This window comes from Priestia sp. FSL H7-0729 (assembly GCF_038005685.1).
GTDB lineage: Bacteria > Bacillota > Bacilli > Paenibacillales > Paenibacillaceae > Paenibacillus.
Genome location: NZ_JBBOTQ010000001.1, coordinates 38,728 through 61,607, shown reverse-complemented (window position 1 = coordinate 61,607; position 22,880 = coordinate 38,728). Strand labels below are relative to the sequence as shown.

At 47.4% G+C, this 22,880-nt stretch carries 21 protein-coding genes and 1 pseudogene; 7 read left to right on the top strand and 15 right to left on the bottom strand.

The features are described 5' to 3' along the window. Positions 1-23 precede the first annotated feature (23 nt). Positions 24-449, top strand: coding sequence for a YlbF/YmcA family competence regulator (locus MHH93_RS00260; protein WP_500052062.1), 426 nt, complete (start codon positions 24-26; stop codon positions 447-449). Between the two features lie 100 nt (positions 450-549). On the opposite strand, the gene MHH93_RS00255 is transcribed toward MHH93_RS00260, so the two are convergent. Continuing rightward, positions 550-1,272: a ZIP family metal transporter gene (locus MHH93_RS00255; RefSeq protein WP_500052061.1), complete on the bottom strand. Its 723-nt coding sequence runs from the start codon at positions 1,270-1,272 to the stop codon at positions 550-552. A 145-nt stretch (positions 1,273-1,417) separates the two neighbouring features. Continuing rightward, positions 1,418-2,064: pseudogene (locus MHH93_RS00250) on the bottom strand (YwiC-like family protein). Between the two features lie 152 nt (positions 2,065-2,216). On the opposite strand from MHH93_RS00250, the gene MHH93_RS00245 reads away from it, so the two are divergent. Further along, positions 2,217-2,918, top strand: coding sequence for a Crp/Fnr family transcriptional regulator (locus MHH93_RS00245; RefSeq protein ID WP_500052060.1), 702 nt, complete (start codon positions 2,217-2,219; stop codon positions 2,916-2,918). Positions 2,919-3,042: 124 nt separating this feature from the next. Here the strand turns inward: MHH93_RS00245 and MHH93_RS00240 are convergent, their stop codons facing one another. The 6 genes from MHH93_RS00240 to moaA are packed head-to-tail and all read right to left on the bottom strand — an operon-like array spanning position 3,043 to position 12,226. Then, complete coding sequence (locus MHH93_RS00240; protein ID WP_500052059.1) at positions 3,043-4,554, bottom strand: nitrate/nitrite transporter; 1,512 nt, start codon at positions 4,552-4,554, stop codon at positions 3,043-3,045. After that, a complete protein-coding gene (narI, locus tag MHH93_RS00235; protein WP_500052058.1) occupies positions 4,555-5,280 on the bottom strand; it encodes a respiratory nitrate reductase subunit gamma in 726 nt (241 codons plus the stop codon). Further along, the gene (gene narJ, locus MHH93_RS00230) at positions 5,277-5,939 is read right to left on the bottom strand and encodes a nitrate reductase molybdenum cofactor assembly chaperone (protein ID WP_500052057.1); all 663 of its coding nucleotides are present in this window, start codon (positions 5,937-5,939) and stop codon (positions 5,277-5,279) included. The genes narI and narJ overlap by 4 nt, the downstream gene beginning before the upstream one ends. Positions 5,940-5,953: 14 nt before the next feature. Further along, positions 5,954-7,423 carry a nitrate reductase subunit beta gene (narH, locus tag MHH93_RS00225; protein ID WP_500052056.1) on the bottom strand — a complete coding sequence of 490 codons (1,470 nt, stop codon included), beginning with the start codon at positions 7,421-7,423 and terminating at the stop codon, positions 5,954-5,956. Then, a complete protein-coding gene (locus MHH93_RS00220) occupies positions 7,413-11,165 on the bottom strand; it encodes a nitrate reductase subunit alpha (protein WP_500052055.1) in 3,753 nt (1,250 codons plus the stop codon). The genes narH and MHH93_RS00220 overlap by 11 nt, the downstream gene beginning before the upstream one ends. A gap of 59 nt (positions 11,166-11,224) precedes the next feature. Continuing rightward, positions 11,225-12,226, bottom strand: a complete 1,002-nt coding sequence (gene moaA, locus MHH93_RS00215) for a GTP 3',8-cyclase MoaA (RefSeq protein ID WP_500052054.1) — start codon at positions 12,224-12,226, stop codon at positions 11,225-11,227. 321 nt (positions 12,227-12,547) lie between these two features. On the opposite strand from moaA, the gene MHH93_RS00210 reads away from it, so the two are divergent. The 5 genes from MHH93_RS00210 to MHH93_RS00190 are packed head-to-tail and all read left to right on the top strand — an operon-like array spanning position 12,548 to position 15,339. After that, complete coding sequence (locus tag MHH93_RS00210; protein ID WP_500052053.1) at positions 12,548-12,781, top strand: DUF2249 domain-containing protein; 234 nt, start codon at positions 12,548-12,550, stop codon at positions 12,779-12,781. A 17-nt stretch (positions 12,782-12,798) separates the two neighbouring features. Beyond that, on the top strand, positions 12,799-13,170 hold the full coding sequence (locus MHH93_RS00205; protein ID WP_500052052.1) for a hypothetical protein: 372 nt from the start codon (positions 12,799-12,801) through the stop codon (positions 13,168-13,170). After that, positions 13,157-13,762, top strand: coding sequence for a DUF2249 domain-containing protein (locus tag MHH93_RS00200; RefSeq protein ID WP_500052051.1), 606 nt, complete (start codon positions 13,157-13,159; stop codon positions 13,760-13,762). Before MHH93_RS00205 ends, MHH93_RS00200 begins: the two co-directional genes overlap by 14 nt. Positions 13,763-13,775: 13 nt before the next feature. Beyond that, complete coding sequence (locus MHH93_RS00195; protein WP_500052050.1) at positions 13,776-15,008, top strand: hypothetical protein; 1,233 nt, start codon at positions 13,776-13,778, stop codon at positions 15,006-15,008. A gap of 31 nt (positions 15,009-15,039) precedes the next feature. Continuing rightward, positions 15,040-15,339 (top strand): metal-sulfur cluster assembly factor, encoded by a 300-nt coding sequence (locus MHH93_RS00190; RefSeq protein WP_036613395.1) that lies wholly within the window; start codon positions 15,040-15,042, stop codon positions 15,337-15,339. A gap of 274 nt (positions 15,340-15,613) precedes the next feature. Here the strand turns inward: MHH93_RS00190 and MHH93_RS00185 are convergent, their stop codons facing one another. The 7 genes from MHH93_RS00185 to MHH93_RS00155 form a co-directional block, all read right to left on the bottom strand. Further along, the gene (locus MHH93_RS00185; RefSeq protein ID WP_500052048.1) at positions 15,614-15,955 is read right to left on the bottom strand and encodes a cupin domain-containing protein; all 342 of its coding nucleotides are present in this window, start codon (positions 15,953-15,955) and stop codon (positions 15,614-15,616) included. A gap of 142 nt (positions 15,956-16,097) precedes the next feature. Further along, entirely contained in the window at positions 16,098-18,056 is a 1,959-nt protein-coding gene (locus MHH93_RS00180; protein WP_500052046.1) for an ABC transporter permease, read from the bottom strand. After that, on the bottom strand, positions 18,031-18,801 hold the full coding sequence (locus MHH93_RS00175; RefSeq protein ID WP_278294483.1) for an ABC transporter ATP-binding protein: 771 nt from the start codon (positions 18,799-18,801) through the stop codon (positions 18,031-18,033). Before MHH93_RS00175 ends, MHH93_RS00180 begins: the two co-directional genes overlap by 26 nt. A 194-nt stretch (positions 18,802-18,995) precedes the next feature. Next, positions 18,996-19,994 carry a sensor histidine kinase gene (locus MHH93_RS00170; RefSeq protein ID WP_500052043.1) on the bottom strand — a complete coding sequence of 333 codons (999 nt, stop codon included), beginning with the start codon at positions 19,992-19,994 and terminating at the stop codon, positions 18,996-18,998. Then, positions 19,991-20,704: a response regulator transcription factor gene (locus MHH93_RS00165; protein WP_500052042.1), complete on the bottom strand. Its 714-nt coding sequence runs from the start codon at positions 20,702-20,704 to the stop codon at positions 19,991-19,993. The genes MHH93_RS00170 and MHH93_RS00165 overlap by 4 nt, the downstream gene beginning before the upstream one ends. Before the next feature lie 83 nt (positions 20,705-20,787). Then, on the bottom strand, positions 20,788-21,762 hold the full coding sequence (locus tag MHH93_RS00160; protein WP_500053287.1) for a diacylglycerol kinase catalytic domain-containing protein: 975 nt from the start codon (positions 21,760-21,762) through the stop codon (positions 20,788-20,790). Between the two features lie 71 nt (positions 21,763-21,833). Continuing rightward, positions 21,834-22,877, bottom strand: a complete 1,044-nt coding sequence (locus MHH93_RS00155; RefSeq protein WP_500052041.1) for an SPFH domain-containing protein — start codon at positions 22,875-22,877, stop codon at positions 21,834-21,836. Positions 22,878-22,880: the final 3 nt, after the last annotated feature.

The following is a 22,880-nucleotide window of genomic DNA, read 5'->3' as shown; positions in this document are numbered from 1 at the left end:
AAGATCTACAGGAGGTTTATACGATGAATACGGTTGTTAAATTGGACAAACAGATCATTATGCACAAAATGCAGGAGCTATGTTCACTGCTATTACAAGATGAAGGCTACAAAGAGATGCGGGACATGATTGATCAGTTTGCAGCAGATGAGCAAGCCACAGCCCAGTATGAGCGTTTTATGGAAAAACACCAGGCACTGGAGGAAAAAGAACGGCAGAATATTGAGTTGCTTGCCTCTGAAATTCAGGTGTATGAAGAGGAAGAACGTGCTCTTTATGATCATCCCCTCATTCGTCGGTTTATCTATGCTCAACGGGAGTTCAGTCAGCTACATCAGCAGATCAGTCACTATTTCACGAAATCCGTGGAATTGAACCGCCTGCCCGAAACTAATGAACTAGGTAAGGAAGCTTGCGGGTGCGGAGGAAGCTGCTCAGGCAGCCATTAATATCATCCTTCGTTTAAAGAATAAAAAAGAGTATCCGACCAGAAATCATTCTGCTCAGATACTCTTTTTATATCAAGTGATTGGAAGCTTATTCTGTCATCTACAGATCCAACAACAGCGATACGAGCAATCCCATGGATGCAATCAAACCCACAACTGGCCCGCCCTCTTCAAATGCTTCAGGCATCATCGTTGAGCAGATCATCGCAATGATTCCGCCACCTGCAAATGCACCAATTGCTGCCCCCATCTCCTCTGGGAGCTGCTCCAGAAACAGATATCCACCCAGCGCTGCAAGTGCAGAGATCAACAGTACACTCAGCCACATCAATATGATTTTGCCACGGCTGTACTTGCCTTGTAGTCCAACCGTACTGGACAGACCTTCAGGAATATTGCTGACAAAGATCGATACCACCAGCACCACACTGACACCGTTGCCAGCCAATAAGCTGGCTCCAAGCATGATGGATTCCGGTATCGCATCCATTACCGTGCCTGCAAAGATCCCGAGGCCGCTTTGATTCGAGTCTCCCGACTTTGCCGAACGTTTGCGCCCTGCCCCTCCTTTTGCAGAGACGAGCAGGTCAAACAGGGTATACACGACGGCACCTGCCGTAAATCCAATGGCTGTGGGTATAATCCCCCCATCATTCAGCGCATCTCCGAGAAGTTCAAAGGTTGCTGCACCGATTAATGTACCTGTCCCAAAAGCCATGATCCAGCCAATGACTCGTTTCGGTATCTTCATAAACAATGCTGCGAGTGCGCCTATAACAACCGCTGAGGCAGAGATGCCGCCCCACATGAATGCAGTCCACATCCGGGCCGACCCCTCTCTTGTTCAATCATGTTCTAACTTCTATCATTCCATTAACCCTCGCTGACCAATTAAAAACAATCCTGTAACGTTGTGATCTATATCACCTGATGTGTTCAAAAATCACGCTATGATGAAATGATGCGGATTACAACAGAATAGACCAGAGCAGGAACTGCACGGCTCCAATGATTTCAATCATACCTACCTTCATAGGGCGCAGTGTTCTGCCAGCATATATGAAGGTGCGCACAGCGGAATATACATAGGCCAACGACATCCATGGGTTTCCGATCACAATGGGTATGATGATGATAAGGATATGTACCAAACGCGTTAGCATCTGCCAACGCTTATTTGTTCGCTCTCGAAAGACCGATTTCACAAAGAACGTACTTCCTGTAAAATGTAAGAAAGAAAACAAAACTACGATCACCATGCCATGGTCCCACTGCCCACCTCCAATGAGATAAGCCGCTGCTCCGCCTAGAGAGAAGACCAGCATGGCACAAAGGTCATTGGTAAGCGAACGTTCTACTTTATGTCTAACATGCCAGATGTTCACGAGCAACAGGCCGCACAACACAGGGCCGAAGAATAACAATGAGGTATGATCGAGAACGGGTGGGATCAGACAGATTAGAGCCACTGAACCGTAGATTGCAGCCCATTTGTAGAGACGATGCCGATTGGCATTTTTTTTCAAAGACTGTAGTAAGGGTACGCCGTTAAATATAATCCAAGCCAGGCTACAAATAAAGGCACATGCAGCCAATGCGGTCCACTTGCAATCATACCTACCAGAAAAGGTACACTAACCATGGCCCAGCCGCCATGTTCATGAGGGATAACGATTGTATGCGTAGTGGTCTTCACTTCAAAGTTAACCTCCTAGAGTTGAGTGATATCGTAATTCTGAAATATAAACACAGAGAGGAAAGATTCTCATGAGCAGGGTAAATAAAGATACAGCAGCAGAGTTTCTACAACAGTTCCCCATCTTCCAGGACCTTAGCCCTGAGGAATTAAAGCAGGTCGAAGATATCGCTATTTCCAGAAGCATTCACAAGAAAACGGTTATTTTCAGCGAAGGTAGCGAAAAAGAAGCTGTTTTTTTCATTCGTACCGGCATTGTAAAAGCTTATAAAACGGATGAGAATGGACATGAACAGATTGTCTCTTTCCTCAAAACAGGAGATATGTTTCCGCACACCGGCTTTTTCAACGCACACCCCTACCCGGCTACCGCTGAAGCGATTACCCCTACCGAGCTACTGGCCATTCCTGTCAGATTATTCGAACGATTAATGCTCAGTACACCATCGATTGCGATCAAAATTATGCGTGTACTCGGTGACAAAATACGAGAATTACAGGATAAATTACAAGTACTCTCTGGTCAGGATGTGCGCAACCGTGTGCTTTCTTTCCTCTTAATGCTTGCAGAGCAACACGGACAGATGGTCGGAGACCAGATTATGATCAACCTGCCCATGACACATCAGGAGTTCGCCAATTCCATCGGAACTACCAGGGAAACAGCGAACCGGCTTCTAAACCAGCTTACGAAAGAGCATTTGCTCGAAGTGGATCGCAGCCGGATTATCATTCTTGATTTACAAGCATTGAAGCAACAAAGGGATGCTTAACCACCCAGCTCCACTGCTGGTCCCCCCACGCCCCTTACACCAATCTCTGTGTGCAAAAAGAGACCTTAACGCCTGCAATTGATGTTAAGGTCTCTTGCTGTATGCACAATTACTGACGCATGTATCAGGCTACTGTGAGCTCTGGCCTGCCCATGTCACTGAACATGCCCGCATAATATTTGACTTCGCCGGCTTCATTACGGATCGCCGTTATACTCAGCCATTCCTGATAGACTTCCCCGTTTTTCTTCCGATTCCAGATCTTACCTTGCCAATATCCTTTCTCACGTAATTCCAACCATAATTGGTCATAGAATCGTTTATCCTGCTTGCCGGATTTCAACAGACTTGGCTTCTGTCCAACCGCCTCTTCAGCGCTGTAACCAGTGACTGCAGTAAAGGCTGGATTCACGGAAGTAATCACACTGTTCGTATCTGTAATCAGAATGGCTTCAATCGTATTCTCCAGAATGCTGGCAGATAACTGAAGCTTCTCTTGGTAGAACATCCAGATCACAAGTACAAGGCTGACCAGCGCAATCTGTGACAACGCCATGAAACCAATGGCATAATGCCCCGTCATGTTATACAACAAAGTCAACATCAATGGTGGGAAGAATCCGCCCAGACCACCCATAGCCGAGATCATGCCATTCGCTACACCTGGTTGTTTAACGAAATACATTGGCACTAATTTGAAAATGGTCCCGTTACCCGTCCCTGCGCATAAGGCCACAGTCAGGCATCCAATGGTATAGATATAGAATGAGGGCGCGAAGGATAATACGATTGCTGCAATCGTTAATCCGCCGAAGACAAACATTAATATTTTGAACGGGTTAAATCGATCTCCAAGCCAGCCTCCAACAGGTCGCATGATGGTAGCAACGAGAATGAACCCCGCTGTACGAATACCTGCATCGACTTTGTCCATCTGGAAGTGACTGACTAAGAAATTTGGCAAATATACCGTAAACGCCACGAATGAGCCAAAGGTCAGAAAATAAAATAAGCAGAGCAACCATAGTTTATTGTTGTGTGATATGGCCTTCAATTGTTGCATGAGCGGAACATTAACACGAGTTTCCTTTTTGTCCCCCAGAGCAAAATTCAGCGCTGCCATCCCTAGTAGCAGAATACTGTAGAGCAGCACCGTCGTAGACCATCCCATTTGATTGGCGATCAGCGGGGCTCCGAATGCAGACAGTGCTGTACCCAGGTTACCAATTCCGTAGATCCCATTAACAAATCCATGTCGCTCTTTCGGATAATATTTGGGCAATGATGTTACACCGACGGAGAAGACGGCTCCCCCAATACCGAGGAATAGTCCACCAATCACCAGATCACTGAACGACGTCGCACGGCTAATCCACCATACAGGAGCCAGCAACAATACAAAGCTGATCATGAAAATAATACGTGCCCCATATCGATTCGTCCAATAACCAATCGGAATACGGGCAATCGATCCGATCAACACAGGAATTGCTGTTGCCCATGCAAGCTGAGAAGACGTAAGCGCAATATCCTCTTTTATAAATGGCATCAGAGAGGACAGGATAACCCATACCATGAAACCAAGAACCAGACTTGCAGTTTGCAAGGGCAGTTGAACCTTACCTTTATGTTGCATTTACATCGCCCTTTCCTTTTTTTGTTCCTGATTCGGATACACAGCTCCATCTCTTCTGCGATACAACACATAACTGCGTTTCAGGTAACCCAGTGGCATACTTAGCATGTGAACCAGACGAGTGAATGGAAACACGCAGTACAGTACAAAGGTAAGCAGAATGTGTACTTTGAAGTTCATTGGTACCGTCTGCATCAGAACCGGATCAGGCTGGAATACGATCAGACCGCGCAGCCACGGATTAATTGTTGTACGATAGTCGAAGCCTGTGTGATTCACCGCATTAGCCGAGGTTGCCAGTATTCCGGTGACAATGACAATGATCAACATGGCAAGGGCCAGCCAATCCCCGATGCTGCTTGTGGCCCGCACTCTGCGAGCAACATAACGGCGAACTAGCAAAATGACTGCACCTGCAAATGCAATGATCCCCGCAGGCAATCCTCCTGCAATAGCCATCATGTGATATCCTTCATCACTCAGGCCGATCCAGCGATAGAACTCCACCGGGACAAGCAGACCGGCAATATGTCCACAGATTACGGCGAAAATCCCGATATGAAAGAGTAAACTGCCCCATTTTAACATGCGTTTCTCCAGCATCTCACTGGACTTGGACGTCCAACTGAAGGGATTCGTCACATATCTCCAGATCGTTGCCGTCACACAGAAAACAATGACCATATACGGAAGAGCACCCCATAACAACAGTTCCAATGTACTCACCGATTCCCCCTCCTCATCTGAGCCGCAATCTGCATAAGATCTTCAGGTTGTTGGTTAACTGCTTCTTCTTGTTTGGGTACATCAGGCGCTGGGGGCTCAGGAATGACCTGTAACATCAGACTGAGCAATGCTCCATATGGGCTGTTCTGTCCGGTAATGCTCTCGGTCATCGTGACCAGAGCCTTATGGCAACTGGAGAGCACACCCAAGGCATCTTCCTCGGGAGCCTCAGCTACAAATTCAAGTACCATAGGCAGATAATCCGGCAACTCACTTACTTCCATATAAAATCCCGCAGCTTCATATCTGCGTTTCAATTCGATCAAAGCCGGGCCCCGATCTCGTTCATCGCCATGAAGAGCATACGTGAGATAGAGGTTACACTTTTTATCAAAATCGAATGTTCGAACGTAAGAATCCTGCCACTCAATCGAGCTAACAGCCTGTGCTTCATCTACAAATGTCAGCAGGATCTGGTTCATCGTCTCATCCGAAATGGACTGTATAGCTCCCTTAACGCCTTGCAGTCCTTCTCTCCACGCTGTATCGGGATATTGCAACAGATAAGAGATCAGTTTACAGACCATTCTTCTCGTATTCGTATCGTAAAACAGAACCTGACCTGTTCCTTCATTGGGTTCGATCGTCATCGTTGTCATTGTCTCCTCTCCCATCAGAATACCCCGCAAGAACCTGGACCACCTGCAAAATCAAGTCCGCAGCTGCCCTGTTCGCTGAAAAGATCTTCCACTTCCTCACGGTGAGCTGGCGGGATGACAAAACGGTCATTGTATTTCGCAATGGCAAGCAGGCGGTACATGTCCTCCACTTCTTGAGCATCCATGCCTACTCTTTCCAGCAATGCTGATTCACTGATCTTACCCGTCTGCTGATTACGCATGTGAATGCGCATAACTGCCATCTTCCGCAGTACTTCACGGATTCGATCCGTATCTCCTGCCGTAAGCAGATTGGCCAGATATTCCACGGGAATACGCATGTTATCAATCGCCGGGAAGATATCATTGGCCTCCAGCGAACTCCCCTGCCCCTCTACCCGATTGGTAATCGGGCTAAGCGGTGGAATGTACCATACCATCGGCATGGTGCGATATTCTGGGTGAAGCGGGAGCGCAATTTTCCAATCAATAACCATTTTATAAATAGGGGACTGCTGCGCTGCAATAATCCAATCCTCTGGAATGCCGGCCTCACGCGCTTCACGAATCACCTCAGGGTCATTCGGATCAAGGAAAATATCCATCTGGGATTCATAGAGATCCTGGTCATTTTCAACCGAAGCCGCGGCTTCAACACGGTCTGCATCATACAGCATCAGGCCGATATAACGGATACGTCCCACACAGGTTTCGGAACAGATAGTTGGCAGGCCCGCTTCAATCCGTGGGAAACAAAGGGTACATTTCTCGGCTTTGTTCGTCTGCCAGTTGAAATAGACTTTTTTGTAAGGGCAACTGGATACACAGAACCTCCATGCGCGGCATGCATTTTGGTCAACCAGTACAATCCCGTCCTCTTCCCGTTTGTACATCGCTCCGGAAGGACAGGAGGACACACAGGCCGGGTTAAGACAGTGTTCACATATCCGTGGTAGGTACATCATAAATACCTGTTCAAAATCCATTTTGATCGAGTCTTCGACACCCTTCATATTGGGATCTTCCATCCCCGTTACATGGGCACCTGCCAGATCATCTTCCCAGTTCGGACCCCACTCCAGATTCATATATTCACCGGTAATCTGGGATTTCGGTCTGGCTACAGGCTGATGCTTTTTCTCCGGACTGTTCGTCAGTTTCTCATACTCGTATGTCCATGGCTCGTAATAATCATCAATGGTAGGCTGATCCGGATTATGGAAAATGTTAAGCAAGCGTCTTGCCCGTGTGCCGGACTTCAATTCCAGTTTGCCATTCTTCATCTCCCAGCCACCGCGATAACGCTCCTGGTCCTCCCATTGTTTCGGATAACCGACCCCTGGCTTGGTCTCCACATTGTTCCAGTACATATATTCTGCACCTGGACGATTGGTCCAGGTGTTTTTGCAGGTTACGCTACATGTATGGCACCCGATACATTTGTCCAGATTCATGACCATACTGACTTGTGCTTTAATCTTCAAGCCAATCCACCTCCTGCAGTTTTCTTATGATGACGTTGAGGTCACGCTGGTTGCCTGTCGGGCCATAGTAGTTGAAGCCATAACTTAACTGGGCATAACCACCGATCATATGTGTTGGCTTCACATGAATACGGGTCGGACTGTTATGCGTACCACCGCGTGTTTGTGATATTTTGGTACCTGGAACGTTAATGTGACGGTCCTGAGCGTGATACATGAAAGCCATGCCGCGAGGAATACGATGTGTTACTACGGCTCTGGCAACGACTACCCCGTTACGGTTGAAGCATTCGATCCAGTCGTTGTCGACCAGTCCGGCTTCTTCTGCATCTTCGTAGTTCATCCAGATTGTCGGGCCGCCTCGGAACAAGGTCAACATCGGCAGCGCATCATAGTACATACTGTGAATCGACCACTTGTTATGTGGTGTCAGATAATTCAGGACAATTTCCTTGCCACCTTCAATCGGACGTTTGCTTTTCGGATGGAACGGTGTATGTTTCAACACAGGTTTAAATGTCGCTAATGTTTCTCCGAATTCGCGTAGCATCGCATGATCAATGTAGAACTGCTGTCTGCCCGTCAATGTACGCCATGGAATCAGGCGCTCCACATTGGTGGTGAATGGCGAATATCGACGTCCGCCTTTTTCCGATCCGCTGAAGGCAGGCGAGGTAATGACCGTTTTCGGTTTGGAAGTGATCTCGTCAAATGTAAAACATTCCTCAGACCGTTCCTCAGCCAAATCTTTCAAATGAAGTGCCGTTTTCTGTTCCAGCGCTTCCCACGCACGTACCGCCATCTTGCCATTTGTTGTACTAGACAAGGTCAGAATAGCCTCCGCAACATTACGGTCTGTGCTCAGATCCGGACATCCTTTACCAATGCCCTCCTTCCGGTTCACACCGAGAATGCTCTTGAGCTTCTCGTACTCTTCACTCGCAGACCAGGATATGCCTTTGGTACCGATCGGTTTGTCCTTCACAACAGGTCCCAGACTGATCATTTTGTTGTATACGGCAGCATAGTCACGTTCCACGACCTGAATATGCGGCATCGTTTTCCCCGGAATCGCTTCACATTCTCCCGCGCTCCAGTCCTTGATCTCTCCGTACGGTTGAGCAAGTTCATCCGGTGAATCATGCAAGAGCGGTGTAGCAATGATCTCCTTCTGAGGCCCATCGAATTGCTGCGCAGCCATCTCGGAGAATACACGTGCGATTTCCTTGAAGGTATCCCAGTCGGAAAGGGATTCCCATTGCGCGGCTACTGCCGGGTTGAATGGATGAACGAACGGGTGCATATCCGTACTGCTTAGATCGCTTTTCTCATACCAGGTCGCTGCTGGCAGTACAATATCGGAGTACATGGCTGTACCTGCCATCCGGAAATCCATGTTGATCATCAAGTCCAACTTGCCTTCCGGTGCTTCATCCACCCACTCTACATGCTCTGGGCGCAGGCCATGATCATCATCGTTCAGCAATCCATTCGTTGCACCGAGCAGATGTTTCAGGAAATACTCATGTCCCTTGCCGGAACTTGAGATCAGATTCGCTCTCCAGACAAACAGTACACGTGGGAAGTTCGCCGGATCATCCGGTTGCTCGATCGAGAACTTCAGATTTTTGTTCTGCAATTCAGAGGCCACATAAGCACCGATCTCATCCTTCGTCGTTGCTCCCGCCTGTAGCGCATCCTGATGCAGATCAATCGAGTTACGATTGAATTGTGGATAGGATGGCAGCCAGCCCATACGTGCAGCCATCACATTATAATCAGCCACATGCTGGAACCGCGGTTTACCCTCAAGCGCTGAGGTCAACTCTCCGACTGGGGTCTCCTCGTATCTCCATTGATCTGTTGCAAAGTAGAAGAAGGAGGTTCCGTTCTGCAGACGTGCAGGTCCAGTCCAGTCACGAGCAAAGGCAATCGTCTGCCAGCCTTCAGCCGGACGCAATTTTTCTTGACCGACATAGTGGGCCCAGCCTCCGCCGTTCACACCCTGACAGCCAGTCATCAGAATCAGGTTGATAATGGCACGATAGATTACATCAGAGTTATACCAGTGGTTAATACCGGCTCCCATAATGATCATGGACCGACCTTTGGTATCGATCGCATTCTGTGCGAACTCGCGTGCAATCTGTACGACGGTCTCTTGGTCCACACCAGTGATTTTCTCTTGCCACTTTGGAGTGAATGGTTTTATCTGTGCTGCATGCGAAATGTCGTCTCCATAGTTAATACGTACACTCAACTGCTCCACACCAGTGACTACTTCTGCTGAGTCCGCAGAACGCGTCATTACACGTTCAATTCCGTATTTGGCAAGTACCAGATCGTATACAGCTGTTACTGTAATCCATCGATCCTCAAGCCATATTCGACGTACAGGAATCTGCCGCTGCATGACATGTTTCCCCTCATCATCAAAGTACGGCAGTTGAATCGTAACCAGATCATGATGAACGCCAAGCATGGATAGTCTTGGATCAATCGGCTCACCGTTCTCTACCTGTTCCATTTTGAGATTCCATGTGCCTTCTTCACCCCAACGGAAGCCCAAACTTCCTTTTGGCATCGCATAAGTTCCACTGTTTTCATCGTAAACGAGCGTTTTCCAAGCCATGTTATTACCTGTAATGCCCAGATCTTCCCCAACGAGAAATCTGCCTGCTGTGTGTACGCCGTCCTTTTCTTCCACAATCAGCAGATTTGGAAAGTCCGTATACTGTTTGGCATATTGCATGAAATAGTCCGTAGGCTTTTCAATATAAAACTCTTTCAGGATGACATGGCCCATAGCCATTGCCAGAGCGCCGTCCGTTCCTTGTTTTACCGACATCCATGTATCTGCAAACTTCACATATTCGGCATAATCCGGACTAATTGATACCACTTTCGTTCCCCGATAACGTGCTTCAGCCAGGAAATGGGCATCGGGGGTGCGCGTCATTGGCAGATTCGAACCCCATACCAGAATGTATCCGGAGTTGTACCAGTCGCTGCTCTCGGGCACATCGGTCTGATCGCCCCAGATCTGAGGTGAAGCCGGTGGCAGATCCGCATACCAGTCATAAAAGCTGAGCAATGGTGATCCCATCAGGGATAGGAAGCGCGACCCTGCTGCATAACTGACCATCGACATGGCCGGAATTGGAGAGAAACCAATAATCCGGTCAGGCCCGTATTCTTTGATCGTATGAATCAGTGAAGCGGCGATAATCTGTGTCACTTCACCCCATGACGCGCGAATTAATCCACCTTTACCCCGCACCGATTTGTATCTTTTCACTTTGGCCGGATCATCCGCAATGCTGGACCATGCTTGAACAGGGTCACCATGCGTCTGAAGCGCATCACGCCACATGTCCAGCAACGCACCACGTACGTAAGGATGTTTGACACGCAGTGGGCTATACAGATACCATGAGAAGCTCGCTCCACGTGGACATCCCCGTGGCTCAAATTCCGGCATATCCGGTCCAGTTGAAGGATAGTCGGTAGCCTGCGTTTCCCACGTTACAATGCCGTCTTTCACATAGATCTGCCAGCTACATGATCCGGTACAATTGACTCCGTGTGTGGAACGCACCACTTTGTCATGCTGCCAGCGGCGGCGGTAGACATCTTCCCAGTCCCGGTTGACCGGGGACATCTCACTCCATCCTTCCGCACTTTTTTCACGTTTGGCAAAATATTTGAGTTTGCCCATCCAAGGCATGCTTTTGTTACTCATTGTTGTCCTCCCACATATATGACCTGTTGATGCAAGTCCTGACTCCTGAACTGCTGTTGCTAACCCCCGATTTGCGACATATGTCGCAGCGTTGGCGTGCCGCCGATCTGTTGCCCGTTTAAGGCTTTTAACATGTCATGTGTTTCGGGTTTGGCTCCGAGCGCCTTGTAAAATAAATCCCGCACCGCCTTGTCATCACCTACGAGTGGACGAACATTGAACTCATCCGACCAGTAGAGACAAGGTTTGATATTTCCATCTGCCGTCAGCCTGAGCCGATTGCAATTCCCGCAAAAATGGCTACTCACCGGGTGAATCAGACCAAACGTTCCGGCAGCTCCCACAATGCGATAACTGTCTGCCGGACCATTCCCGTAAATCTCTCCACAGCTTTCGTAATCCCATCGTGCTCCACATGTTTCCAGCACATGTTCGAGAGGCATATACCCTGATCTCCAACCATCTCCACTTTCTCCAATAGGCATGTACTCAATAAAACGAATATGAAGGGGTTCATCCCGGGTCATCCGCAGAAAATCTTCCACCTCATCGTCGTTCACGCCTTTCATCAACACCACGTTCAGCTTGATCGGATAAAATCCGGCCTGTTGGCTGGCCTTAATTCCATCCAGCACACGCTGCACCTTGCCACCTCGAGTAATGCTTGCGAATCGTTCTGGCTTCAAAGAATCCAGGCTTATGTTCACCCGGGTTAACCCCGCAGTCTTTAGCAGATCCGCATAAGGTGCCAAATAGATACCATTGGTTGTCAATGCAATGTCCTCAATTCCTGGAATAGCGGATAACATCGCAATCAGTTGATCCAGCCCCTTGCGAACAAGAGGCTCCCCTCCGGTCAAACGCAATTTCCGAATGCCCAGTGGAGCAAGCGCCTTAACGATGGACGTGATTTCTTCATAGGACAGGATGCGTTCTGTCGGTTCAAATTGCATTCCTTCCTCCGGCATGCAATACACACAGCGGAGATTACAGCGATCCGTAACCGAAATTCTCAAATAATCATGCACTCTTCCAAACGGGTCCATTAATGTTGATTCCATACACGTACCTCCCTTCTCTAGGGTGCTGTCTTCATATCAGCCGAAGGAGGAACCTAATCTTCCTCTCATCCAGTGTCATCTTGACGCTAAATATAAGGATGTCTCGCTCGACGAACTGTGCAAAATATCACAAGAAGTGAAACATAGCGCACAGTCGCACATTTAATTATGCTCCGCAACCCTTTTCCGAACAGGATTCTAATCTAAATAAGGCAAAATTATGGCAATAGTAAATGTGTGAGCAGGCTCACACAGCCCTCTCTTCACGTTTTCTATAATCAAATTGCAACACCACACTATCCCTATTTGGAGGAATGACACATGAACACATACGCAGCAACCATTAATGCCACGGAGTATCCACCGCATTTGAAACATAAAGTTATTTTCGAAACGTTTGATCAGTTGCAACCACAGGAGTCCATGCTGCTCATCAACGATCACGATCCCAAGCCCCTTCGATTCCAGTTCCAGTCCACACATCCCGACGGCTTCAACTGGGAGTATATTGAACAGGGTCCTAAGACGTTCCAGGTCAAAATCAGCAAAATATAGATTGGAGCTGAACCGCTATGGCGCACGTTGAAATCATTGACGATACTACACTTCGCATTACGCTGCGGCTGGAAGACGCCACAACCATGGTTCAAATGGCGCAGCGTGAGCAAGCGGAATATGCGCAAGAGATTATCACCATTTATGAGAAAATGCCTGTATTCGAATATACTCATTTCTGTTTCTACGCCTATGACAGTGCAAGACTATTTGAGCGTGTACTCGGAATGGACCCGAAAGCCTATCTCTCCTTCTCCCTCGATGCGCCAGAGTCATTCTTCTATGCGCTGTACGGTGGAATGGCCGCTCTGTATAAATCGTCTCTACAGTTGGTAGAGGCGGATGTAGCCAGTGCAGGATCGGATGTGAACGCACATGTCTCCATCTGATGTTCATATTGTTGAATTGGATGTGCGTCCTCATCTGAGTAAAAAGCTAGAGCCGTTCCAGCTGATCATGGACACGGTCAAAGGCCTTCAGCATGAAGATGTCTTTGTACTACACGCTCCATTCAAACCAACGCCTCTGCTTGGTATTCTCAAGCTGAAAGGATACTCCAGCACATCGGAACGAAAGGGTTCGGATCACTGGGTTACCACGTTTGTACACAAAAAAAATAAAACCGGTGCAAAAGCATGTTCTGCAATGGTTTTATCTGGATCGGAAGCTGATTCTGATCCAGATTCCGACGAAGAATCAGCTTCATGCAAAGGACATCCGGGAGAGCAAGCTGTTGCGATTGAAAACTTTGAATCTCTACAGGCTCCCACCGTTATACTCGACAATCGCGGATTGGAACCGCCACAACCCATGATGCGAACACTTGCCGCACTGGAGCGTTGCAAATCTGGGGAAGTCGTGTTGATCCACAATGACCGTGTACCTGTATTCCTGATTGAAGAGTTGAACAATCTCGGTTGCCTCTATACGGTCGAGGATCAAACGGATGGCACAGCCAAAGTGAGAATTGAAAAAGGGTAAGGAGGCGAACGCCATGTCCAGGTTGCCGTTTCTTTTTATCATCACGGGCATCTTTGGATTTGTAATGTATCATGCCTTCTCCCTGCTCTCGCTGACAGGCTGGCTTGGTGATGAACTCAGAGGACCCGAAGGCTGGTTTCACGCTCATTTGTTTGTGCTTGGATGGGCAACGATGCTGGCCATGGGTGCCGTATATCAGTTGATACATGTTATTTTGCAATCCAATATCTATAGTCTGTTTCTCGGTTATTGTCATTATTTCTTGTTCAGTATCGGTATCGTGGGCATGTTATACGGCTTCATTCGTGCAGATGTCATATGGATTGCCGGTTCTGCTACAATCGCGCTTTCAGGCATTCTATTGTTCGGGTGGAATATGACCGTTACCCTCATCCGAGCTTCACAGTGGAATCCGGTGACGATTAGCGCCGCCTGCGCCTGCCTCTATCTGGTGCTCACCGGGTTATCCGGTATGCTAATGGGTCTGAATTTTGCCTTTGGTGATTGGAATGGCTTGCATGAACGCTTGTTCGGCGCACACATCTGGATGGGGACACTCGGATGGTTTGGCATGTTAATTACCGGCTTCAGTTACAAAATGCTGCCCATGTTCTACCTGTCCCACAATTATTCCATTCGATTGCAGAAAGCGGTCTTGCTCCTGTGGAATGCAGCTGTAATCACAGGCGTTGTCGCTTTTCTCACAGGCATCAAGGGTGGCTTGCTCTGGTTCGCGCTTTTGCTTCTAACCGCAGCCCTGCTCTTCTATGTGTATCACTTGGAGCAAATTCAGGAAAAACGGCACAAAAATAATCCGGGTCCAGGCATTCGCTGGTCTGTGTATGTAAGCCGTGGGCTTGCTGTATATGCTGTTGCCCTGCTGATCTATTCCGCGCAAGGGACTGAGCTGCTACTCCATCCACGTGTTGTCCTGCTGTCTGGATGGGTATATCTTGGGGGCTGGGTGTCTCTCACTATACTCGGGTATGCCTCCAAAATCGTGCCTTTTCTGTGGTGGACCCACAAATATGGCAAGCAAGCAGGCAGACCCGGAACACCGCTAATGGCAGGTATGCTGAGTGAACGGTATGTCCATTGGGGTATGCTCGCCATGGTCGCTGGAAGCCTTCTGCTTGTCAGTGGAATTCTAATTAATCTGGCAGAGGTCATGATGGCTGGGGGGACGATTTTGTCTCTTGTCTCCATCGTATATATCGCAAATATTGCTTTGGTATTCAGGCGTTAACCTAAATAAGGTGGACTGGAGAGTGAACATCATGGAACAAACGACTCATTTGCTGGAATGTCTCAAGGAAGTATATGACCCTGAATTAGGTGTCAACATCGTTGACCTGGGTCTGGTATATGAAGTAAGGGAAGAGCCTGAACGGGTTCATGTACGGATGACGCTGACTACACCGGGCTGCCCGCTGCACGATACGATTGTCGGTGCCGTGAAATGGGTGTTGCAGGAAAATACGAATAAGACTGATATTGATGTACAAGTCGTGTGGGAGCCACAATGGTCTCCACAGCTGATGTCAAATGAAGCCAAAGAAATGCTGGGATACTTCTAGGTAGAATGACCCGTGACCGGATGAATGAACAAATTGCTGCCGGAATACGAAGAAGCGTACTTAAGATCTGATACTCTCAGACCCAGGTATGCTTTTTGTTTACCGATGGGAACGTACACTTAATCTACTACCCCAAGATTGCTAGAAGGACGTGTATTTAAGAAGAGTATTCTTTAATAAAAATAAATAAGGAAAACCCATAGTCGAGTTCCCCTTATTTTAAGTGCCGATCAATGAATCATTTTATGGTTTATGGGTTCCTTGATACTGAATGTTAGATGTCCTTTGCATACGAAGCTGCTGGCACTTTGTTTAACACCACGAACAAACGAACTTCCTGATCTCCTGTATTATGGAATGCGAACTCCACTTCACCGTCGCAATGAATTACATCCTCTTGTTTTACCACTTGTTCTTCACCATCCAGAATAAGTGTGCCAGTACCTTCGACCACCAGCAAAATAACGTCTGCGCCCGGATGTTTATGAACGGGAAGCTGCTGACCTGGCAGAAAATGAAGTACAAAGGTCACTCCTCCACCCTCTTGGAATAAAACCCGTTTCGTAAAACGATCCTCACTGAATGCTTTAACTTCTTGCAATGACGTAATACTCATATCATCGTCCTCCTCGATAATGTAATCTGTTGATGCATTCATCTTAACGCAAGAAAGCCCGCGATTCCTTGATCTGAATCAAGAAATGCGGGCAATCAACGGATCATGTTCTGTACCTTATAATCATTCATTTCCTGGATGACTAAACCATCATTTTGCGCAGAGAAGATATATATCTGGAACGGATAACAAAGAAATAAAACGTCTGTGCAAGGACAAACGCCCCAAATACAGTCAACACCGGAACCGTATAATTGGTAATACCAAATTCAGTCAGGAATGGCTTAACCACGACCAAAGTTTCAATGATAGCTACCCCGATCGGTAAAAAGAACAGAATGGCAATCTGAACGGTGGATGATCGTTTCATCTCGTCGAAACTGAGACCCATTTTCGAAAGAGAGTGCACCATTTTTCCATCGGCTTCAAGATCGGTATGCAGTCTGAAATACAGAAAGCTTGCCGAAGAGATGGAGAAGATCAATCCGATAAATATGCCCAAGAAGGTAAATAGTGCTGTACCCTGTCTGTATCTTTCAAAATCTCCATATCGAGTGGTCAGAAATCCGGAGTAATTCTCATCCGAAGCATTATCGCTTCGAATGGTATCTGCGGACGAAAGTAACTGATCGCTAACCATGGCTTCCGAGGAGTGGCGGTCAGGTACCGCATGACCCCAGGCAGGAATCTGATACAGAACTTTGCCAGATAATCTATTTTCATGGATCTGTTGTGTGATCTCTTCAAACTTCTCATCCGGGAGGACAACTACACCTGTTGAATAGATCAAGGTTGCAAACCGTGTCTCAACATCCGTGGCTGTAACTCTTGCTTGCATCGGGCCAGCTTCTAGATTCAAGGTCAATGTGTCTCCTTCCGCATAATTGCGAAACCTGTTTCGATCGATCTGAGCCTGATCCTTCTCATTCCGCGAATCTACGAATAATGCTGCACCTGAATCCAATTGGAATGTCTTTTTTCCTTGGATCGTATTGAATCGGTTGTAATGACTGAGTGGCATGACTGAGACAGCACTCTGATCTGCATCAGACCAGAAGTACTCCAGATACACTTGCTGATAATCCAAGCCTGCGGTTTCAAGTGTCGAATCAATAGCGCTCATATCCATTTGATCCGATGGTGTGTACACATTGTATATGACTGGAAAATCGTTGTTGGTAAACTGCTCCCGATTCTCCTGATCCAGTGACAAAATCACAACTGCACTCATCGAAGCAATCGCAATGACTACCGTCACCATAAAGAGCATCCGAGCATTATCCTTCATTTTGTAACTCATCTCTGAGATCCATAACAGACGAGTACCATGCCATACCGTTTTGCGATTACGCTTTAATACCCGTATAATGAGCACGGAAAGTTGTGAGTAGAAAAAATACGTCCCCGCGATGCCTGTAACTGCTGCGAGCAAGATCGTACCGCCGCTCAATTTACTGCGGAGTACTACAAATCCGATTGTAAGTAATGTCAGGCCCAGAAGTGAGAAGAACCACGAAGCTTTGGGTTCTTTTTTAGGTTTGCTGGTCCCTGTCAAAAGCTCTAACGTCCGTTTATTTCCGATAAATATCAATGTGAAGAGTGAAATGCAGAAAAATAATAATAGAAAGGCCCCAATCGTAATCAGCATCGCTTTCACCGGAAAATAAAAGGGCAGATCTTCCATCCCGATAAAACGAGTAGTTAACATCAGGAACAGCTTCGACAATAACAGGCCTCCGCCGATACCTGCAATAATGGAAAGACAGCCGATCAACATATTTTCCAATATGACCAATTTCCGAATCTGTCCAGGCTCCGCACCAAGTATGGTTAGAATGCCAAACTCCTTGTTCCGTGATTTGAGAAAAGCACTGATGGAATACATGACAAAGAAAAATGCAAACACATATACAATAATTGAAGCAATCTGCATCCCCATTGCGGTTGTGTCACCCATCGGCAACTCGGTCACATACGGATGATAGATGAACACTGCATAAGCGAAGAAAATCATGACCATAAACACACTGCTCAGAAAAAAAGCAATATACGCTCGCCCATTCCGGCGAATATTGTTAAACGCGAACTGAGGAAAGCTCATGTGAATTCCCTCCCCAGAAGGATAACGTATCAATGATCCGCTGGAAGAACGTCTGTCGATTATCTCCGCGGTGTACCTCGGCTGCCAGTTTTCCATCCTTGATGAATACAATTCGATTACAATAACTTGCAGCAAGGGGATCATGTGTAACCAGCATAATGGTCGTTTTCTCCTGCTGATTAATCTGTTCAAGCGACTCCATGACAGCCTGAGATGAAGTGGAATCCAATGCACCAGTGGGTTCATCCGCCAATACAATTGAAGGCATATTGATCATGGATCTCGCAATGGCTGTGCGCTGTCGCTGTCCGCCCGAGATTTCGTAGACTCGTTTATCCAGAATGTGATCAATCCCGAGCTTGGCTGTAATGCGTTGTAGTCTACTCTCCATCTCCTTCAGTTTGACCTTGTCCAGTGTCAATGGGAGTACAATATTCTCGGCAACCGTCAGCGTGTCCAGCAGATTGAAATCCTGAAAGACAAATCCGAGTTCCCGACGTCGGAACATGGCAAGTTCTTTCTTTTTCATATCAAACGGATTCATGCCATTAATCAATACTTTGCCCGAGCTGGGTTCATCAATGGTCGAGACCATGTTTAACAATGTAGTTTTGCCACTGCCGGACGGGCCCATAATACCCACAAACTCACCTTGCTTGATTGTCAGATGAATATCACTAAGGGCTTGAGTTTGTACTTTACCCTGATATACTTTGCTCAGTGCTGATACTTGTAACATTTCCATACGTATTCCCCTCCGAATCTATCGTTCTATATACGTTATTACTATTCTTATCCTAACGGACCTCCCGTAACGGCGCTATCGAATTACCTTAAACTTCTCTTACAACCCGTTTAAGGTTTTGTTCCCCTGCCTTCTCCATTACACTTCTGTGCATGTAAAAAAGTACCTCACCCATGTGATGGGCAAAGCACTCTTTACTTTGGAACTTTTGTATGCATCCAACTGAATCTAACCAATGTTCCTTCATTCGGCTCCGAAAGCAACTCTACCCGGTTATCCAGGCGTGCACTGATCTCACGGACCAGATATAAGCCCATCCCTGTGGATTCGTGGTATTGCCTGCCCCGTTCACCTGTAAAATAGGGATTGAATACGCGATGAATATCCTCCGACGAGATGCCAATCCCCTCATCCTGAATGTCCAGGATGGTACGTTCTTCCTGCTGGTAGCCGGTTATGATCACTTTTTTGCCTGATTTTCTATCGGAATAGTTCACTGCATTCGTCAGGATCTGGGTGAACATGAACCGCAACCATTTGGAATCACTGTAGATCTGAAGGTCGCCCTGCATACGGATATCCGGCGTAATGCCTCTGCGAATAAACAAACGTCGGTTCTCAGCTATACTGCTCCGAAGCACATCTTGCAGAGAAAGCAGCTCCACACGAAAGTCCCCTTCGAACTGTTCAAGCCGCGAGGAATGTAAAACCATTTCAAGTCCTTTGCGAATCTTATCCAGCTCATCCTGAATACTTGCAGCCGTCTCATCTTCCACATCCTCCAAGGTCAGTTGGATAATAGACAACGGGGTCTTCATCTGATGAACCCAGCGATTCATGAATACCACCTGCTGTTCCTTGCTAGTACGTAATTGACCCATCTCGTTCTGCCGATTACGCTCCAGTTCATGTAATAATTCCTGGATGGCTTCCGCCACGAGCGAATTTCCAAGCGTTTGGAAAGGCTCGTTTACCAGTTTACGTGGTTGTTCAAGCAGACGATAATACGCTCGCAGCTGGAGGTAACGTATGATCAGATAGACCAACAGCACAACAGTACTGATCAGCATGCCATAAAGGACAATCTTCATCGGACGGCCCTCACCAGAGAGCCAATACACACACGGAACCAGCAGCATCTGCAGCACATAAAATCCGATTAACATCTGGTGGTCTTTCAGGAAAAGTCTCATTTCCCTTTTCCCTGTGCGGATGAACCCAGATCCAACACACGATAACCCGCTCCGCGAACCGTCTCCAAAATCTCTTCTGCCCCCAGCTCCTTCAACTTCCGGCGAACGCGTGTAATATAGACATTCAACGTATTATCATCGATAAAATGCTGATCTTCCCACATCTGTTCAAGCAATTTTTCCCGGCTGACCACTCGTCCAGCCTTCGCCATCAGCGCTTCCACCAGTATCGCTTCCTTCTGTGTCAGCTCTGTTGAGCGTTCATCATATTCCAATACGAATCGCTCAGGATAGAGGATCATGGGACCATTCGTAACTGTTACTTCCTGCTGAACAGCAGCATAAGAACCATAGGCTCTGCGCAGCTGACTGCGGACTTTGGCAAGCACAACTTCATATTGAAAAGGTTTTGTAATATAATCATCCGCTCCATGCTCCAATGCCATAATCTGATCCATGCCGCTATCCCGAGCGGATATGAATAAAATGGGACATATGGAATGTGTGCGTATCTGTCTGCACCAATAATAGCCATCATATTGAGGCAAGTTCACATCCATCAGCACAAGATCCGGTGCCATCTTTACGAATTCATCCAATACATGACGAAAATCTTCTGTGACCTGTACCTGAAATCCATTTCGGGTCAGATAAGCCGCCAGCAATCCTGCTAGCTTGGCATCATCTTCAACCAACATTATCGACTGCATCGTTAACCCTCTTTCCGTTTCCTGACGTCAGTGTATCACATCTAGTTACCCATTTTAGTTGGAAACGGCTTGGAAATAAAGGGTCAGACTACGAGACGCCCCCTCTTCTCTGCCAAACCAATGATAGCCTCCACCCCTGAGTTGAACTCAAGAAAGTCCTGCTCGACCCCGTCGCTGAAAATAACTCCATCCTCCGGCATCTGGGATACAATGTGCAATGGTTGCTTCGAATGGATCTGTCCAAACACCAGGTTGGCCGCTGTCGTTCGGCTTGGAAAGGGTTCTCTTACTGAGAAATACAAGTACGGCGCATCCCAGTTAAAATGACTCAATTCCCTCCTGCTTCCATGAATGGATGAGGATGCAACAGCAACCTCATCTTCCGAATTCATGTTCTGCCACGCCGCCGATCCTACAATTCCGGTGGCTCCAGCCAGCACACTTTTGAACCAACCTGTCGATCCCATGCCTGTGGATACAATGATACCGCTGGAGGATTGTTGTTCTAAGGATGTACCCAAACGCACTTCATAACGTGCCGATACATGTGTCTTTCGACCAATGAACAGATCGTTGACGCCATATAGATACTGTCCATCATTGAGTTCTACTTTGGCGAGTGTGACTTCTTTCAAGGTTCTCTGTTTTCGAATGACATCCGGGACAATGAAGCTCAGATCCTCCACGGTAAAAGGTAATAACACCCCGTCCCACCGCATCGGGTCCGGGTTCACACCAATGAGCGGTTGCTCGGTTACGTATTTGAGGGTATTAGCTACAAGCCCATCCTGTCCAACCACAACCACGATATCCTGCTCTCCAAAAATAAAGTTCGGTACATGTTCCCGATCAATGGTCTGTACACGGCCCAATTGCCCCAGTTGCTGTTGCGCCTGCTGCACAGATAACCGATAACGACGGTCTTCCTCCATATAATCACTGAAGTCGGCGCCCAGACGTTCAATATAAAACTGAGCTTGCTGCACCGTATTATATCGAACCACCAACTCTTCCAGTCGGGTACGACGCTTAACGAGAATGAGCTTGTGTTCGCTCATTCGATCGTCCGGCGCAGCCTGATGACGTACTGATTTCCCTGCTTGCTCTGCCTGCTCTCTACTTCCTAATCTCATCGCCCTCTACCTCCCTGATCTCTGCCCGGCGCGGGAGACATCAACCCCTGCAACAGATCCGGCGAGATATTAAGCTGTCCGATCTTGCCTGCATTTTCAGCCAGTTCCTGGAATGCAAGTGCAATCAACTTATCGGAATTCATGCCCATGTTTGCCATCGCTTGCAGTACACTCGGCTGTACATGTTGCAACGAATTCATCACGGCAGCGATCTCATATGCTTTGGCATCGGCTTCCGCATTGTGATTGGCAATGGTTAACTCAATCAGTTGCTGCTTACGTTCCTCCATCGCTGTATTGAACTGAAGTTGCTCTTGCTCCATCTCGTTTTGTTTCTGTTTCACCGAGCGTTCTGCCTGCAATTGTGTCTCACGAATTTGCTGTTTTTTTGTCTCCACGGCAATTTCGGTGTTCAGTTCGTTCTCCTTCACTCGTCTCTCCTGTTCAATCGATGCATTGCGACGCACATACAGCGCTTCATCTGCTTGACGTAAAATCTCTTCCCTCGCTTGTGCTTCCAATGCACGCATCGTCTCTTTATTGGGCAGAATGGCCAGGATGGATAGACTCATCAGCTCAACGCCCAGTTTCTCCAACTCTTCACTTTGCACAACTTCGCGTTTCATGCTGCTTGCCAGCCGTTCACTGGATTGAATGGCCTCCTTCAACGGCATTTTCTCCAGATATTTCTTGGTTAGTACTTTCGCTGTGGTGATTACCCGTTGGTCCAGTTTGCCGGTGTCGTCTGAAATATACCGATTCTTGCGCAAATTGTATGTGTAATTCAGGCTCTGTGTTATTTTCAAATAATCTACAATGCGATAACTTAGCTGTCCCTGCACAGTAACGGTCTGATAGTCCGCCGTAATCTCTTCGAACATAAAAGGTACATCCACCGAGGACACGGGTAGCACCACTACCGATGTGGTGGGCTCATAATAATAGAAGGACAATCCAACACCCTGACGTTGTACCTTACCATTTTTCACCTTCATGACATATTCACTGGGTTGAAACTTCGCAAATCGGAATCCAAACATGGC